This window comes from Aeromonas sp. TECH754 (assembly GCF_056279295.1).
In genome coordinates this window covers 4,602,265-4,619,229 of record NZ_JBWBRA010000001.1, presented here as the reverse complement: position 1 = coordinate 4,619,229, position 16,965 = coordinate 4,602,265, and the positions used below count along the sequence as shown (strand labels likewise).

Below are 16,965 nucleotides of genomic sequence, written 5' to 3'. Positions count from 1 at the left end.
GACATATTGGGGCCCATCACTCAAATATCAAGCCCCGCTCTCATTTCTTTTCTCGGTCTGTACCTCTTTGATCAGCATCATCAGCTCCTGTGTTTCCTCAGAGCTTAGTCCCTCCTGAGCCACTTTGGCCTGCAATTCTTCAATCCGTTGCTTCAGAAACTGATTGATGAAACCGACGAAGGTATCCTGCAACTCCCCCAGAATATCCGGCTCCTGGTCGAGCCTGACATCTTCAAACAGGTCGTGCATCGCCAGTTGGGCGAGGATCTCCCCTTCCCGAGTACCGCGCCAATGCTCCAGCAAAATACCGGTGGTGACGGCGGGCTGGGACAGGATCTGTTGATGCAGTTGCAGCAGAAATTTGATCCCCTGCACTCGCAGCCCGGCGAGTTCCGGCATGGCCGGCAACTCGGCCGTCACCGCCGGATACTGCAACATCAGTGCCAGCGCGCGCCGGATCGGCGTCAGCTTGGCGGCCTTGGGTTTGGTGAGCTCGGCCTTTGGCTGGCTGTTGCGGGCAAACAGCTCGGCGATCCGCTGCTTGTTCTCTCCCCAGCGCATCATGCTGGAGAGCCGGGTGATCAACCCCTCCCGGGTGAAGCCTTCCGGCACTCGGCGAATAAGCTCGGCCGCCTTGTTGGCGACTTCGAATTTACCCGCCTCACCGGACAACGCCGCATCCCGCCCCAGGCGTTCGAACATGAAGTCGGCAAAAGGCTGCGCCTCGTCCAGCAAAGCCTCGAATCCCTCCTTGCCAATCTGACGCACCAGGGAATCCGGATCCTCGCCATCCGGCAGGAACACGAACTTGAGTTCACGCCCGTCCTGCAGGTGAGGCAGTGCATTATCCAGTGCTCGCCAGGCCGCCTCACGACCGGCATTGTCACCGTCATAGCAGCAGACCACTTCGGCCGTGGTACGAAACAGGGTATGGATATGGTCGCTGGTGGTGGCGGTGCCAAGCGCCGCTACCGCGTAGTCGATGTCGTACTGCCCGAGCGCCACCACGTCCATGTAGCCTTCCACCACCAGGATCCGGCGAGGATCCTTGTGTGCCTGCTTCACCTCATAGAGTCCGAACAGCTCTCGCCCCTTGTGGAAGATGGGGGTTTCCGGCGAGTTGAGGTACTTGGGCGTACCATCACCGAGCACCCGGCCACCGAAGCCGATAACTCGACCACGCTTGTCACGGATCGGGAACATGATGCGATCGCGGAAACGATCATAGCTGCCGGGACCACTATCACGCGTGATCAGCATGCCGCCGGAGATAAGCAACTGCTCGTGATCCCGGCTGGCACCAAAGCGGCGCCTGACCTGATCCCAATCTGCCGGGGCATAACCGATATTGAAGCGCTTGACCACTTCTCCGGTCAGACCACGCCCCTTCAAATACTCGACTGCCTGGGGGGCATTTTTCAGATTGCTCTCGTAGAAGCGGGCAATCTGGTTCATCAGCTCGAAGAGATCCTTGCTGACTGCCGGCGATGCCTTGCCCGTTCCGCCCGCACTCTGTTCGCGGGGCACCTGCATGCCTTGCATGTTGGCGAGCTCTTCAATCGCGTCGGGGAATTCGAGTCCGTCGTACTCCATGACAAAGCCGATGGCATTGCCGTGGGCGCCACAACCGAAACAGTGATAGAACTGTTTCTCCTGGCTGACGGTGAAAGAGGGGCTTTTTTCGTTATGAAAAGGACAGCAAGCCTGATAGTTCTTGCCGGCCTTCTTCAGCCGCACTCGCGAGTCGATCAACTCGACGATGTCGGTGCGTACGAGCAGATCATCGATGAAGGATTGTGGGATCCTGCCTGCCATAACCGTCCTGTTTCATTACTCGGAAAAATAAAAAAGCCGCGCATTCACAGGGAAGCACGGCTTCTTTCGACTAACAAGAGAAATGCCTGTTACGCCAAGCGGGTTTTCACCTGAGCACTGACGGCGCCGACATCGGCACGCCCCTGAATCTTCGGCTTCAAAACAGCCATGACCTTGCCCATATCAGCCATGACGGCAGCACCACTTTCAGTGATGGCTTGCTCGATCAACGCGGCAATTTCGTCTGCGGTCAGCTGTTGCGGCAGGAATTCCTGCAACACCACGATCTCGGCAGACTCTTTGTCGGCAAGATCCTGACGACCGGCAGCTTCAAATTGGCTGATGGAATCGCGGCGCTGTTTGACCATCTTGGTCACGACAGCGAGGATATCCTCATCATTAAGCTCGATACGGGAATCAACTTCACGCTGCTTGATTTCTGCCATCAACAAACGGATCGTCCCCAGGCGAGCCTTATCTCTGGCAAGCATGGCGAGTTTTTGTTGATCCTTGAGTTGATCCTTCAGAGACACGGCATTATCCCCGATTAGTACAGGCGGATACGACGTGCGTTTTCGCGGGACAGCTTCTTGGCGTGACGCTTAACGGCAGACGCTTTGGCGCGCTTACGGATGGTAGTCGGCTTCTCGTAGAACTCACGGCTACGAACTTCAGACAGGATACCGGCCTTTTCGCAAGAACGCTTGAAGCGACGCAGAGCAACGTCAAACGGCTCATTTTCACGGACTTTGATTACTGGCATGTGCCTTTCACCTCAGTGATATATTGTTAGCTGACCATCAGTCGATCAGCATGTCTTAAAATGGTGCGAAATTATACTCTGGACAGGGAATGAAAGTAAACCCGTAGAGATCGCTCTGGTTTAAAAAACCCGCGAAGGTTACCATAGCCGTCTCATTTTAGCAGTGAAATTTTTTAGCAATGCGTGTATTGGGCATAGAGACATCCTGTGACGAAACCGGGATCGCGATCTTCGATGATCAAAAAGGGATCCTTTCCCATCAGTTATACAGCCAGGTCAAGCTGCATGCGGACTACGGTGGCGTCGTCCCCGAGCTTGCCAGCCGAGATCATGTGCGCAAGACGATCCCCTTGATCCAGGCCGCATTGCAAGAGGCGGGGCTGGGCAAGGATGACATCGACGGCATCGCCTACACCGCGGGTCCAGGTCTGGTTGGCGCCATCCTGGTCGGTGCGACCATAGGCCGCTCGCTTGCCATGGCGTGGAACAAACCGGCCATCGCCGTACATCACATGGAGGGTCATCTGCTGGCTCCCATGCTGGAAGAAAAAGCCCCCGAGTTCCCCTTCGTGGCGCTGCTGGTCTCCGGTGGTCACTCCATGCTGGTGCGAGTCGATGGCATCGGCAGCTATCAGCTGCTGGGCGAGTCCATCGACGATGCCGCCGGCGAGGCATTCGACAAGACCGCCAAGCTGATGGGATTGGACTATCCGGGCGGCCCTCTGCTGTCGCGTCTTGCCGAGAAGGGCACCACGGGCCGCTTCACCTTCCCGCGCCCCATGACCGATAGACCCGGGCTCGACATGAGCTTCTCCGGCCTCAAGACGTTTGCCGCCAACACCATCGCGGCCAATGACAACGATGAGCAGACCCGCGCCGATATCGCCCGCGCCTTCGAGGATGCGGTGGTCGACACTCTGGCCATCAAGTGCCGCCGCGCCCTGAAAGAGACGGGGCTGCAGCGCCTGGTTGTCGCCGGTGGCGTCAGCGCCAACCGCCATCTGCGGGCCCAGTTGGCCGAGCTGATGGAGAGCCTCAAGGGCGAGGTATTCTATCCCCGCACCGAATACTGCACCGACAACGGCGCCATGATCGCCTACGCCGGCATGCAGCGCCTCAAGGCTGGCGTGTTTGAACCCCTGGTCATCAAGGCGGTGCCGCGCTGGCCGCTGGATACCCTGGATCCGGTGTGATCCACAGGATCCATCGCAATATAAAAAAGGGGCCTCAGGCCCCTTTTTGCTTATCTTCGTGGTACGAATACCCTGATTAATACGGACTAATTGGTTCTAAACAGAGCCTCGATGGAGAGCCCCTGTCCCATCAGGATCTCCCTCAGACGACGCAGCCCCTCGACCTGGATCTGGCGTACCCGCTCCCGAGTCAGCCCAATCTCGGCCCCCACATCTTCCAGGGTGGCAGGCTCATAACCGAGCAGGCCGAAACGACGAGCCAGCACCTCACGCTGCTTGGGATTAAGCTCCTCCAGCCAGTGCACGATACTGGCGCGCATATCGTCGTCCTGGGACTCCAGCTCCGGGCCCATGCCACGCTCGTCGGAGAGCACATCCAGCAGCGCCTTGTCCCGATCGCCTCCGATGGGGGTATCCACCGAGGTGATCTTCTCATTGAGCTTGAGCATGCGGTTCACGTCGTCGACCGAGCGATCCAGCGCGTGGGCAATGTCCTCGGCGGTAGGTTCATGATCGAGACGGTGAGAGAGCTCGCGGGCGGTACGCAGATAGACGTTCAGCTCCTTGACCACATGAATGGGCAGACGGATGGTGCGGGTCTGGTTCATGATGGCCCGCTCTATGGTCTGGCGGATCCACCAGGTGGCATAGGTGGAGAAACGGAAACCGCGCTCGGGATCGAATTTCTCGACCGCACGGATGAGACCGAGGTTACCCTCTTCGATGAGATCCAGCAGCACCAGGCCGCGGTTGTTGTAGCGTCGGGCGATCTTGACCACCAGCCGCAGGTTGGATTCGATCATGCGCTTGCGGGCGGCTTTGTCACCACGCAAGGCACGACGGGCGTAATAGACTTCTTCTTCGGCTGTGAGCAAGGGAGAGAATCCTATCTCCCCCAGATAGAGCTGGGTGGCATCCATTACCTTGTTCAGCTCGGGCACCATGAGCTCGTCGGAGATAATCTCCTCAGCCTCGGCGGTGACTTCCTGAACTTCTTCTTCCTCCTCCTCTTGAGACTCCAGCTCTTCGTCGAACTCTAACTCTGCATCCTGCATTACCAGTTGTTCTTGGCTCATGATATGTCTCCCTGACCTGAACCAGAGCAAGACTCAGCTCTCTGGGTTAACGCTTTGGCAAATAGCCCATCGGGTTGATTGACTTGCCTTTGTACCGGATTTCAAAGTGCAAGCGCACATCCGGCGCATCCGTGCTACCCATATTGGCGATGACAGCCCCGCCCTTGACGGAGTCTCCCTCCTTCACCCTCAACTCATCGTTATGGGCATAGGCGGAGAGGTAGTCATCGTTGTGCTTGAGAATAATCAGCTTGCCATAACCCCGCAGTGCGCTACCCGCATAGACCACCTTGCCACCGCTCGCGGCGTAGATGGGTTGCCCCTTCTGGCCCGAGATATCGATACCCTTGTTACCCTGTTCGGCAACAGAGAAACCTTCGACGATCCGGCCTTGCGTCGGCCAGTGCCACGAGAGTGTCGACTGGGAGTTGCTGTTTTTTTGTTCTGTCGACTGAGCGTATGCTGTTGAAGATGCCGGAGCAATGCTTTTTTGTGCGATGAATGGGGTGGTCGTACCTGCTGGTGCAGTCGCCAAAGGTTTCGGACCGGAACTGGTCACTGCCGGTGTCGTCACCGCCACCATCTGGCTGCCGCCGGTCGCGACCGACGAGGGTACGCTGAGCACCTGACCCACATGCAAACCATAGGGTGCCTGCAGGTTGTTGCGCTGTGCCAGGGTCTGGTTGGAAACGTTGAACTGGCGGCCGATGCTGCTCAGAGTATCGCCACGGCGCACCTCATAAGTGCCGTTACTGGCACCGCTGCCTTGGCTGACTGCGCTGCCCACAGCCACCACGGCACCGGATGAGGCGCCATCCAGCCTGAGTTGCTGACCCGGATAAATGTTATAGGGAGGGCTGATGCCATTGAGACTGACCAGCGATGCGACATCCATACCCGAGCGGAACGCGATGGAATAGAGCGTATCCCCTCTGACCACAGTGTAACCACCACCCGGGATGGCGGGCTTGGTCATGCCTTGACGCGTCGGAATGGTCGAGGCGACCGGATCATTGCCCAGACTTTGTACCGGAGCAGCAGTCTTGCTGGAAGAGCAGGCAAGCAGCAGCCACGACAACACGACAACACTGCTACCTTGCCAAACACGCGAACGCATAGTGGATCCTTAACGACTAAACCAGAAATAGGCCGCAATGGCCAAACCAATACAGAGCCAGCCCAGCACATCCACGTAGTGCATCAGCTTGCGCTCCATCTTCTCACCGCCCCAGCTCATCAGTCCCGCCACCAGGAAAAAGCGCATGCCACGACCGATCAGAGAGGTCAGGATGAAGGGCAACAGCGCCATGTGGAGCAGGCCTGCCGTGACGGTAAACACCTTGTAGGGGATCGGCGTGAAACTGGCAATAAAAATCACCCAGATCCCCCACTGCTCGAACCACTGCTCGGCCAGGACAATCTTGTCTTCGTAACCGACCGATATCACCAGCGGCTGCACCACCGGATCCCACAAGGCATAGCCAAGCAGGTAACCAAACAGCGCACCCAATACTGAAAACAGGGTCGCGAGAGCGGCATAATGCCAGGCACGCTGGGGCCTGGCCAGCGCCATGGGGGCCAGCATCACATCCACCGGAATGGGCCAGAATACCGACTCGATGAAGGCGGTGATGGCGAGATACCAGGGGGCATATTTGTGGCGAGCCCAGCGCATGACCACGGCGTAGAGGCGGGAGAACAACTTCACTCAACATCTCCGTCGATAAGAGGAACAAAACGCACCGGCTCCAGCACCCGGCTGGTCAGCTGGGAGCCTGAGCGTTCGATAAGCTGCAGCGTCTGCTGACTGTCACCCACCGGTAACACCAGTCGGCCGCCATCGGCGAGCTGATCAGTCAGTGCCTTGGGCACCTCGCTCGCCGCCGCCGTCACCAGGATCGCATCGAACGGCCCCTTGTTGGGCCATCCCAACCAGCCGTTGCCGTGCTTGGCCGAAACGTTGTGCAGATCGAGCTGACGCAGCCGGCGCCGGGCCAGGAACTGCAGCGACTTGATTCGCTCCACCGTATAGACATGTTCCACCAAGTGAGCCAGCACGGCGGTCTGATAACCGGAGCCAGTGCCGATCTCCAGCACATGGGCCGGATTGTTCTGGATCAGGAGCTCGGTCATCCGCGCCACTATGTAGGGCTGAGAGATGGTCTGACCCTGACCAATGGGCAGGGCCGTATTGTCCCAGGCCTTGTGCGCCATGGCCTCGTCCACAAATAGCTGGCGCGGCACTTTCGCAATCGCCGCGAGCACGCGGAAATCACGAATGTCCTGAGCGATCAGCTGATTCAACAGGCGCTGTACGATCACCGCGTCATCCCTGCAGATCCAGCCAGGCTCCCAGACTCGCCAGACTGCCATAGGCCGTCATGTCGATGGTCAAGGGGGTGATGGAGACATAGCCCTGCTCGATGGCAGCGAAATCCGTACCCTCCCCCGCATCCTGCTGGCTGCCCGGCGGGCCTATCCAGTAGATGGGCTGGCCACGGGGATCCTCGGTGCGGATCACCGCTTCGGCCCGGTGGCGATTGCCAAGGCGGGTCACCCTGATCCCCTTGATCTGCTCGAGGGGCAGATCCGGTACATTCACGTTGAGGATCTGATCGGCGGGCAGCGGGTGCACCATCAGGCCCCGCACCAGCTGGGCCGCATAATGGGCCGCCGTGCCGAAGTGAGTCTTGCCCACCAGCGAGATGGCCAGCGACGGGAAACCGAGGTGACGTCCCTCGGTGGCGGCCGCCACCGTGCCCGAGTAGATGACGTCATCCCCCAGATTGGCGCCGTGATTGATGCCGGCCACCACCATGTCCGGCTCCGGGCGCACCAGCTCATTGACCGCGAGGTGCACGCAATCGGTCGGCGTACCCTTGACCGCATAATATCCAGTTTCACTGATGCGGGTGACCCGCAACGGCACTTCCAGCGTCAGGGAATGACTCGCGCCACTGCGGTTGCGATCCGGCGCGACCACAATGACCTCGCCACAGGCAGTCAGTGCCGTGCTGAGGGCACGAATGCCCTCGGCGTGTACTCCATCGTCATTACTGACCAGAATTCGCATCGGTTGGGTTCCTGAAACCGTGATCGGCCTCTTCGGCCTGCATTAACTCGCGTACCACGCTGGTGGCAAAGGCGCCGGCTGGCAGGGAGAACGACAGGGTCAACACGTCAGCTCCCAGCTCCCAGCTCATCCCTTCCGGTTGCAGCAACAGCGGGCGTCTGTCCTGATCCAGCCCGGCCTTCTCCAGGCCCGCGCACCAGTCGGCGTAAGTGGCCAGCACGCCCTGTTCGAATTCGGCGGCGGCGCCCTGACTGGCCAGTCGACCACGGCCCCACTGGGGAGCGGTCAGTTGCACGTCACCCGAGGCCAGCCGCGCTTCCAGCTCGGGAGTCACCGTCTCCTCACTGAAGATGGAGTGGCTGCCCTTGAGCATCAGACAATCACCGGCCAGCAGCTGGTGAGCCAGTCCCTGCTCGATACGGGCGCTGACGATGGCGTTGAACAGCATGCTGCGGGCGGCGGACAGATAGAGGGAGCGCTTGTTGCGATCATTGATCCGCTTGCCGGCGAACATCGCCTTGGCCGCTTCCAGGTTGTTACCACCGCGGCCGAAACGCTGCTCGCCGTAGTAGTTCGGCACCCCCTGGCTGGCGATAGCCTGCAGGCGGGATGCCAACCCCTCGGTCTGCTCCAGGCCGGTGAGGCGCAGGCTGAAGTGATTCCCCTTGAGGTAACCGACCCGCAGCTTGCGGTTGTGACGCCTGGCTTGCAGGATCTGGATGCTGTCGCTCTGGATCACCGACAGATCGGGTTCGGCCTTGCCCGGCAGGTGGATGCCGAACCACTGCTCGGTCACCGCATGGCGATCTTTCAGGCCGGCCCAGGTCACCGCATTGCGGTTGACCCCGGCCGCATCGGCCAGCAAGCCCGCGACCCAGGCGGTATTTTCGCCGGTCTTGCGCACCCGCACGAAGATGTGTTCACCCTCGCCACAGGGCTCGAAGCCGAGATCCTCGACCACCACGAAGTCACTGGCCTCGGCCTTGAGGATGCCACGGGCGGTCGGCACCCCGTGCAGATAGCTAAGCTGTTCCAACATTATTGTTTCACCAGTAAGACGACGGCTTCAGTGGCGATCCCTTCCTTGCGCCCCGTAAAACCAAGCTGTTCGGTGGTGGTCGCCTTGACGTTCACCCGGTTCAAATCACATTGCAGATCGGCGGCCAGCACCGCGCACATGGCGTCGATATGGGGCGCCATCTTGGGGACCTGGGCGATGATGGTCACGTCCAGGTTGCCGATGGCATAGCCCGCTTGCCGTACCCGGGCAAACACGTCCCGCAGCAGGATCCGGCTGTCGATCCCCTTGAACTCGGCTGCGGTATCGGGGAAGTGACGGCCGATGTCGCCGGCACCGATGGCGCCGAGCAGGGCATCGCTCACCGCGTGCAGCACCACGTCGCCATCGGAATGGGCCAGCAGGCCCTGCTCATAGGGTACCGGCACCCCACCCAGCATGCAGGGACCGACCCCACCAAACTTGTGCACATCAAAACCATGTCCAATGCGGATCATGATGGCTCCTTGAACGATGAATCGGGTTGCGCCTGCTGGCGCCCATTCTGTTGCTCTAAAAACAGCCCCGCCAGAGAGAGATCCTCCGGCCGGGTCACCTTGATATTGTCGGCGCGCCCCTCCACCATCCGCACGGCGAAACCGGCCCGCTCCATGGCGGAGGCCTCGTCGGTGATGCTGGCCCCCAGCGCCAATCCTTCCTCCAGCGCCCGCCTCAGCGGGAGGCTGGGGAACATCTGCGGGGTCAGGGCGTGCCAGAGCTGCTCGCGCTCGACGGTCGCCACTATGGTGCCAGCCGCGTCGGTACGCTTCATGGTATCGCGCACCCGGCTGCCGAGGATGGCACCATCGCACGCCAGGGCCGCCACGATCAGCGCATCGAGATCGCCGTGATGCAGGCAGGGACGGGCGGCATCGTGCACCAGCACCCAGTCCGAGCTCGTCACCTGCAGGGCATTGAGCACCGAGTAGGCGCGCTCGGCGCCGCCTTCGACCCGCAAGATGCGCGGATCGGCCGCGATGGGCAGCGAATCGAACCAGCCATCCTGGGGAGCCAGCGCCACTATCACCTGGCCGATGGCCGGATGGGACAGCAGGCAGCCGAGGCTATGCTCCAGGATGGTCTTCCCCGCCAGCGGCAGGTACTGTTTCGGGCAGTCGGCCCCCATGCGGCTGCCGATACCGGCGGCCGGGACTATGGCGGTCAAACCGGTGGCGGTCAGCCTGCGGTGCGGATCAGTCATCGTATGGGGCACCGTCCGGCTCTGTTTCTTGATCTTTTTCTTTGGGAATGATCCGGTAGAAGGTCTCGCCCTGCTTGATGTAACCGAGATCGTTGCGCGACAGCTCCTCGATGGCCTCCAGGCCCGAGGTCAGATCGTCGATCTCACGGTAAATCAAATTGTTGCGATCCTTGAGAGTCAGATTGTCCTGCTGCTGCCGATTGATGGCATCGGAGAGTTCCCGATAGTCGGAGAGGCCGTTCTTCCCCAGCCAGAAGTCGTATTGCAGCCCTCCCAACAGGAAGAGCAGGATAAGAGTGAATAGCCGCATGCACTGAATCTCCTTCAAGCGGCCTAGTTTCCCATATTCGCAGGCAAGACAAAAGGAAGCCGGTGTGCCAGACGGGCAAGGGGGAAGAAAAAAGCGGGCGAGGCTCGCGGGCCGAATATGAAAAAACCGCGCCGAAGAGCTGGCGCGGCTTTGCAGCCGTCAGACAACCGATACAAAAAAGCCCCGCCACAAGGTGGCGGGGCTTCATGCAGCTCAAGTGAAACTAGGCATTAAGCCTGGTTTTTCACTTCTTTCAGACCGCGGAACGGAGCCTTGGCACCCAGGGCTTCTTCGATACGGATCAGCTGGTTGTACTTGGCAACACGGTCAGAACGGCTCATGGAACCGGTCTTGATCTGGCCAGCAGCAGTACCCACGGCCAGGTCGGCGATGGTCGCGTCTTCGGTCTCACCGGAACGGTGGGAGATGACGGCGGTGTAGCCAGCGTCTTTGGCCATCTTGATGGCAGCCAGCGTTTCGGTCAGGGAACCGATCTGGTTGAACTTGATCAGGATGGAGTTGGCGATGCCGTTGTCGATGCCGCGCTTCAGGATCTTGGTGTTGGTTACGAACAGGTCGTCACCCACGATCTGGATCTTGCTGCCCAGTTCCTTGGTCTGGTAGGCGAAGCCATCCCAGTCAGATTCGTCCAGGCCATCTTCGATGGAGACGATCGGGAACTTGGTGGTCAGGTCGGCCAGGTAGTCGGAGAACTCGTTGGAGGTGAAGATACGACCTTCGCCCTTCAGGTTGTACTCTTTCTTCTCGGCGTCATAGAACTCGGATGCAGCGCAGTCCATGGCCAGAGTGATGTCGGTGCCCAGTTTGTAACCGGCAGCGGCAACGGCTTCGGCGATCACTTCCAGTGCTTCGGCGTTGGACTTCAGGTTGGGAGCGAAACCACCTTCGTCACCCACGGCGGTAGCGTAGCCCTTGGACTTCAGTACCTTGGCCAGGTTGTGGAACACTTCGGCACCCATGCGGATGGCTTCTTTCAGGGTCTTGGCGCCAACCGGCTGAACCATGAACTCCTGGATGTCGACGTTGTTGTCGGCATGCTCACCACCGTTGATGATGTTCATCATGGGCAGCGGCATGGAGTAGACACCCGGGGTACCGTTCAGCTCGGCGATGTGAGCGTACAGCGGCAGGCCCTTGGAAGCGGCAGCAGCCTTGGCAGCGGCCAGAGAAACGGCCAGAATGGCGTTGGCACCAAACTTGGATTTGTTCTCGGTACCGTCCAGATCGATCATGATCTGGTCCAGATTGGCTTGATCCTTGGCATCTTTACCCAGCAGCGCTTGGGCGATCGGGCCGTTGACGGCTTCGATGGCTTTCAGTACGCCTTTACCCAGGAAACGGCTCTTGTCGCCGTCACGCAGTTCCAGCGCTTCGCGGGAACCGGTGGACGCGCCAGACGGAGCGGCTGCCATACCAACAAAACCACCTTCCAGATGAACTTCGGCCTCAACGGTCGGGTTACCACGGGAGTCGATGATTTCACGACCGATCACTTTAACGATCTTGGACATGTGTATTTCCTCAGGTTTCGTAAAAAAACAACAAAAATATGCCAAAAAAAGCGGCTGCGGCACAGAGCCTCAACCGCATTTATTTTAAATTACTTCAAATTACGCTTCTGATACTCACCGGCAGCCTTCACAAAACCAGCGAACAGGGCGTGTCCATCGCGGGGAGTCGAGGTGAACTCCGGGTGGAACTGCGCCGCTACAAACCAAGGGTGATCCGGAATCTCGATAATTTCCACCAGCTTCTTGTCGGCGGAGAGACCGGTCACCTTCAAGCCGGCCGCTTCAATCTGCGGCAGCAACTTGTTGTTCACCTCATAGCGGTGACGGTGGCGCTCATAGATGGTCGGGCTGCCGTACATCTGACGCACCTTGGAGCCTTCGACCAGGTGGCAGAGCTGGGAACCCAGACGCATGGTGCCGCCCAGATCGGATTTCTCGGTGCGGGTCTCGACGTTGCCCTCTTCATCCACCCATTCGGTGATGAGGCCAACGACCGGGTAGGCGCAATCTTTCTTGAATTCGGAGGAGTGAGCGCCGGTCATGCCGGCCACGTTGCGAGCGAACTCGATCATGGCAACCTGCATGCCGAGGCAGATACCCAGGTAGGGGATCTTGTTCTCACGAGCATATTGCGCCGCCAGGATCTTGCCTTCCACGCCGCGCTCACCGAAGCCACCCGGCACCAGGATCGCATCCAGACCGTCCAGCAGCTCGGCGCCACGGGTCTCGATGTCCTGGGAGTCGATGAACTTGATGTTGACCGACAGGCGGGTCTTCAGGCCACCGTGCTTGAGCGCCTCGTTGACGGACTTGTAGGCATCCGGCAGGGACACATACTTACCGACCATGCCGATGGTCACTTCCGCGGTCGGGTTGGCCTCTTCGTAGACAACCTGTTCCCACTCGGACAGGTCGGCTTCCTTGCACGCCAGACCGAAACGGGCGATGAAGTAGTCATCCAGATTCTGGGACTTCAGCAGCGCCGGGATCTTGTAGATGGAGTCGACGTCTTTCATGGAGATGACGGCGCGCTCGGGCACGTTGCAGAACAGGGCGATCTTGGCACGCTCGTTGGCCGGAATGGCGCGATCGGAGCGGCAGATCAGCACGTCTGGCTGGATCCCGATGGAGAGCAGTTCTTTGACGGAGTGCTGGGTCGGCTTGGTCTTCACCTCGCCGGCGGCGGCCAGGTAAGGCACCAGGGTCAGATGCATGAACATGGCATTGTCGCGGCTCACTTCAGCGGCCAGCTGACGAATGGCTTCGAGGAACGGCAGGGACTCGATATCGCCCACGGTACCGCCCACTTCGACGATGGCCACCTGATGGCCTTCGGCACCGGCAATCACCCGCTCCTTGATGGCGTTGGTGATGTGCGGGATCACCTGAATGGTGGCGCCCAGGTAGTCACCGCGGCGCTCTTTGCGCAGCACGTCGGCGTAGATGCGACCGGTGGTGAAGTTGTTGCGACGGGTCATCTTGGTGCGGATGAAACGCTCGTAATGACCCAGATCCAGATCGGTCTCGGCCCCGTCCTCGGTTACGAACACTTCACCATGCTGGGTCGGGCTCATGGTGCCCGGATCCACGTTGATATAGGGGTCCAGTTTCATGATGGTCACATCCAGACCACGGGCTTCCAGAATGGCTGCCAGAGAAGCTGCGGCAATGCCTTTGCCGAGGGATGAAACAACGCCACCAGTTACAAAAATATATTTTGTCGTCATGCTGAACCTGAAAGAAGTTTAGGGAATTTTAAGGGGTGCTTCGGGGATGAAGCAGGACGGGGAAGCAGTATACCAAAACCCCCTCTCCCAAACAATGAACAAAAATCTATCAGGCTCCCCGCCCCCCCGTCTTGCGCCAAATCAACTTTGTTCGGTTTCCTTGGCCTTGTCCCAAGCCGCATCGAGCTTCTCCAGGGTGCAATCGGTCATTTTCAAGCCTTCCGCGGCAATAAACTGCTCAACCTGACGAAAACGACGTTCAAACTTGGCGTTGGCAAAGCGCAGTACCTGTTCCGGATCCTTGCCAAGATGCCGCACCAGGTTGACGGTGGCAAACAGCAGGTCGCCGAGCTCGTCGCTCACCCGCGCCTCGTCCACATCCACCATCAGCGCCTCTTCCATCACCTCCTCGATCTCCTCGTGGATCTTGTCCACCACGGGGCCGAGGGTCTTCCAGTCGAAGCCGACGGTGGCGCAACGCTTCTGGATCTTGGCGGCCCGGGTCAGGGCCGGCAGCGCCAGCGGAATGTCATCCAGCACGCTCTCTTTATCGAGGGCGGCCCGCTCCTTGGCCTTCTCCGCCTCCCAATTCTGCTTCACCGCCTGTTCGTCCTCGAGGTTCGCCTCGGCGAACACATGGGGATGACGGCGGATGAGCTTCTCGCTCACGGTATCGACGATATCGGCAAAATCGAACAGCCCCCGTTCCTTGCCTAGCTGGGCATAGAACACTACCTGAAACAGCAGATCGCCGAGTTCACCCTTTAATCCCTCCCAATCCCGGGTTTCGATGGCGTCGGCCACTTCGTAGGCTTCCTCCAGGGTATGGGGCACTATGGTCTGGAAATCCTGCTTGAGGTCCCAGGGGCAACCGCCGTTCGGGTCGCGCAATTGCGCCATGATGTCGAGCAGTTTGGGCAGATCATAACGTGGGGACATAAGCGGTTCACTTCATCAAAGAGGGTCAAAGAACAACCGGCCACAAGGGCCGGTCGGTTGATATCACAGGCGCTTGGCGCTGATCACGTCGTTGAGCTGGCTGAGCTTGGACAGCGCCCGGTTGAAGGCGTTGATGTTGTAGATCTCCAGCTCCATGTCGATCTCGGCGGTCTGCTCACGCACGTTGGAGCGCGAGCGCACCCCCATCACGTTGATCTTCTCGTTGGCGAGCACGGTCGTGATGTCACGCAGCAGGCCGGATCTGTCGTTGGAGAGGATGCGGATGGTGAGACCGTAGCCACCGGAGTAGTTCTCCCCCCAGACCGCTTCGATCAGCCGCTCCGGGTTGCGACGGGTCAGCTCCTTGAGCTGCTCGCAATCCTCCCGGTGAATGGAGACGCCGCGGCCCATGGTGATGAAGCCCTGGATGCCATCCCCCGGAATGGGCTGGCAGCAGCGGGCGATATGAGTCATCAGATTGCCGACCCCTTCCACCACGATATGATCCTTGGGCTTGGGCCGGAACGGCGCGTTGGCCTTCTGTTCCAGCTTCGCCAGCAGGCGGCGATCCTCTTCCTCGGCCGTCGGTTTGTTGTAGCGGGTGTCCAGATAGTTGAGCAACTGGTTGATGCGAATGTCGCCGCTGCCGATACCGGCCAGCAGGTCATCCAGCTCCTCCGCATGGAAGCGCTCCAGCACCACCTTGTCCACCTTGGAGAGGGTCAGGTTGTGCCTGTCCAGCTCCTTCTCCAGCAACTCCTTGCCGGCGGCGATGTTCTTGTCCCGATCCAGCTTCCTGAACCAGGTCGCCACCTTGGCCCGCGCCCGGCTGGAGCGCAGAAAACCGGCGTTGGGGTTCATCCAGTCGCGGCTCGGGTTCGGCTCCTTCTGGGTGATCACATCGACCTGATCGCCGGTCTGCAGCGTATAGGTGAAGGGCACGATGCGGCCATCCACCTTGGTGCCGATGCAGCGGTGACCGATCATGCTGTGCACGTGATAGGCGAAGTCCAGCGGCGTCGCGCCGGCCGGCAGATCGATGACATCGCCCTTGGGGGTGAACACATAGACTCTGTCTTCGAACACCTGACTGCGCAGATCGTCCAGCAGAGAGCCGCTTTCCGAGAGATCCTCCTGCCAGGCGAGGAGCTTGCGCAGCCACTCGATCTTGTCCTCGAAGGTGCTGGTCTTGGCGGCGGCCTGGGCCCCTTCTTTGTAGCGCCAGTGGGCGGCAACGCCGAGTTCGGCATCCTGGTGCATCTGATCGGTACGGATCTGGATCTCGACCGTCTTGCCCTCCTCCCCCACCACCACGGTATGGATGGACTGATAACCGTTGGGCTTGGGGTTGGCGACGTAATCGTCGAACTCGCGGGGAATATGGTGGAAATGGGTGTGCACTATGCCGAGCGCCGCGTAGCAATCCTGCAGCCGTTTGGTCACCACCCGCACCGCACGCACATCGAACAACTCATTGAATTCAAGATGCTTTTTCTGCATCTTGCGCCAGATGCTGTAGATGTGTTTCGGTCGGCCATAGACTTCGGCCTCGACCCCGGCCTCGGCCAGCGCATCGCGCAGGGACTGCACGAACTCACGGATGTAACGCTCTCGATCGAGGCGTTTCTCGTCGAGCTGTTTGGCAATCTGCTTGTAGGTGTCCGGGTGCAGGTAACGGAAGGCGAGATCCTCCAATTCCCATTTCAGCTGACCGATACCGAGCCGGTTGGCCAGCGGCGCATAGATGTTGGTGATCTCCTGGGCCATCAGCACCCGGGTCTCTTCATCCGCCTTCTTCGCTTCCCGCAGGCAGGCGATCCGCTCCGCCAGCTTGATCACCACGGCACGCACGTCCTCGACCATGGCAAGCAGCATGCGCCGCACATTGTCGACCTGCTCCGGCGAGGTCTCGGTGCGATGCAGGGTCTGCAGGGAACGGATGGCCTCCATCTCCAGTACCCCTTCCACCAGCTTGGCGATCTTGGTACCGAAGTCTTCCTCAACCTTCTCCTGCTTGAGGAGACCGGTTTCGACGAAGGGGTAGAGGATGGCGGCCTTGAGGGTGGCGAGATCCATGCTGAGCATCAGCAAAATGCCCACCATCTCGACGCCGCGCACCAGCAGGCGGCTGGTGAGCGCCTCGTCGCCGAGGGTCAGACAATACTGGTAGGCGGTTCGCAGCTGATTCTTGTCGCTTTCACTCAGGGAGAGGGAACTGACCCACTCCTCCAGGGTGAAATTGTCTTTCAAATGAATATCGCGCACCGCAACCATGGTAT

The 16,965-nt window shown here is 59.7% G+C and carries 17 protein-coding genes; 1 reads left to right on the top strand and 16 read right to left on the bottom strand.

Annotated features, from left to right (window positions below; genetic code table 11):
• Positions 1-27: 27 nt before the first annotated feature.
• The 3 genes from dnaG to rpsU form a co-directional block, all read right to left on the bottom strand.
• Positions 28-1,815: a DNA primase gene (gene dnaG, locus ACZ9IL_RS21230; protein ID WP_476005226.1), complete on the bottom strand. Its 1,788-nt coding sequence runs from the start codon at positions 1,813-1,815 to the stop codon at positions 28-30.
• An 89-nt stretch (positions 1,816-1,904) separates the two neighbouring features.
• A complete protein-coding gene (locus ACZ9IL_RS21225; protein WP_476005225.1) occupies positions 1,905-2,348 on the bottom strand; it encodes a GatB/YqeY domain-containing protein in 444 nt (147 codons plus the stop codon).
• Positions 2,349-2,362: 14 nt separating this feature from the next.
• Positions 2,363-2,578 carry a 30S ribosomal protein S21 gene (gene rpsU, locus ACZ9IL_RS21220; RefSeq protein WP_005309452.1) on the bottom strand — a complete coding sequence of 72 codons (216 nt, stop codon included), beginning with the start codon at positions 2,576-2,578 and terminating at the stop codon, positions 2,363-2,365.
• Between the two features lie 179 nt (positions 2,579-2,757).
• On the opposite strand from rpsU, the gene tsaD reads away from it, so the two are divergent.
• Positions 2,758-3,771, top strand: a complete 1,014-nt coding sequence (gene tsaD / locus ACZ9IL_RS21215; RefSeq protein ID WP_476005224.1) for a tRNA (adenosine(37)-N6)-threonylcarbamoyltransferase complex transferase subunit TsaD — start codon at positions 2,758-2,760, stop codon at positions 3,769-3,771.
• 86 nt (positions 3,772-3,857) lie between these two features.
• On the opposite strand, the gene rpoS is transcribed toward tsaD, so the two are convergent.
• From rpoS to relA, 13 genes are all read right to left on the bottom strand, one after another.
• The gene (gene rpoS / locus ACZ9IL_RS21210; protein WP_476005223.1) at positions 3,858-4,847 is read right to left on the bottom strand and encodes an RNA polymerase sigma factor RpoS; all 990 of its coding nucleotides are present in this window, start codon (positions 4,845-4,847) and stop codon (positions 3,858-3,860) included.
• Positions 4,848-4,893: 46 nt separating this feature from the next.
• Positions 4,894-5,964, bottom strand: coding sequence for a LysM peptidoglycan-binding domain-containing protein (locus ACZ9IL_RS21205; RefSeq protein WP_476005222.1), 1,071 nt, complete (start codon positions 5,962-5,964; stop codon positions 4,894-4,896).
• A 9-nt stretch (positions 5,965-5,973) separates the two neighbouring features.
• Positions 5,974-6,555 carry a YqaA family protein gene (locus tag ACZ9IL_RS21200; RefSeq protein WP_476005221.1) on the bottom strand — a complete coding sequence of 194 codons (582 nt, stop codon included), beginning with the start codon at positions 6,553-6,555 and terminating at the stop codon, positions 5,974-5,976.
• Positions 6,552-7,169 carry a protein-L-isoaspartate(D-aspartate) O-methyltransferase gene (locus ACZ9IL_RS21195; protein ID WP_476005220.1) on the bottom strand — a complete coding sequence of 206 codons (618 nt, stop codon included), beginning with the start codon at positions 7,167-7,169 and terminating at the stop codon, positions 6,552-6,554. The genes ACZ9IL_RS21200 and ACZ9IL_RS21195 overlap by 4 nt, the downstream gene beginning before the upstream one ends.
• A 4-nt stretch (positions 7,170-7,173) precedes the next feature.
• Entirely contained in the window at positions 7,174-7,920 is a 747-nt protein-coding gene (gene surE, locus ACZ9IL_RS21190) for a 5'/3'-nucleotidase SurE (RefSeq protein WP_476005219.1), read from the bottom strand.
• Complete coding sequence (truD, locus tag ACZ9IL_RS21185) at positions 7,901-8,959, bottom strand: tRNA pseudouridine(13) synthase TruD (protein ID WP_476005218.1); 1,059 nt, start codon at positions 8,957-8,959, stop codon at positions 7,901-7,903. Before truD ends, surE begins: the two co-directional genes overlap by 20 nt.
• Positions 8,959-9,435, bottom strand: coding sequence for a 2-C-methyl-D-erythritol 2,4-cyclodiphosphate synthase (gene ispF / locus ACZ9IL_RS21180; protein ID WP_476005217.1), 477 nt, complete (start codon positions 9,433-9,435; stop codon positions 8,959-8,961). The genes truD and ispF overlap by 1 nt, the downstream gene beginning before the upstream one ends.
• Complete coding sequence (gene ispD, locus ACZ9IL_RS21175; RefSeq protein ID WP_476005216.1) at positions 9,432-10,178, bottom strand: 2-C-methyl-D-erythritol 4-phosphate cytidylyltransferase; 747 nt, start codon at positions 10,176-10,178, stop codon at positions 9,432-9,434. Before ispD ends, ispF begins: the two co-directional genes overlap by 4 nt.
• Entirely contained in the window at positions 10,171-10,488 is a 318-nt protein-coding gene (gene ftsB, locus ACZ9IL_RS21170; protein ID WP_476005215.1) for a cell division protein FtsB, read from the bottom strand. The genes ispD and ftsB overlap by 8 nt, the downstream gene beginning before the upstream one ends.
• 230 nt (positions 10,489-10,718) lie before the next feature.
• The gene (eno, locus tag ACZ9IL_RS21165) at positions 10,719-12,020 is read right to left on the bottom strand and encodes a phosphopyruvate hydratase (protein WP_476005214.1); all 1,302 of its coding nucleotides are present in this window, start codon (positions 12,018-12,020) and stop codon (positions 10,719-10,721) included.
• A gap of 89 nt (positions 12,021-12,109) precedes the next feature.
• On the bottom strand, positions 12,110-13,747 hold the full coding sequence (pyrG, locus tag ACZ9IL_RS21160; RefSeq protein WP_476005213.1) for a glutamine hydrolyzing CTP synthase: 1,638 nt from the start codon (positions 13,745-13,747) through the stop codon (positions 12,110-12,112).
• 141 nt (positions 13,748-13,888) lie between these two features.
• Positions 13,889-14,686, bottom strand: coding sequence for a nucleoside triphosphate pyrophosphohydrolase (gene mazG / locus ACZ9IL_RS21155; RefSeq protein ID WP_476005212.1), 798 nt, complete (start codon positions 14,684-14,686; stop codon positions 13,889-13,891).
• A 63-nt stretch (positions 14,687-14,749) separates the two neighbouring features.
• On the bottom strand, positions 14,750-16,960 hold the full coding sequence (gene relA, locus ACZ9IL_RS21150) for a GTP diphosphokinase (protein ID WP_476005211.1): 2,211 nt from the start codon (positions 16,958-16,960) through the stop codon (positions 14,750-14,752).
• Positions 16,961-16,965 lie beyond the last annotated feature (5 nt).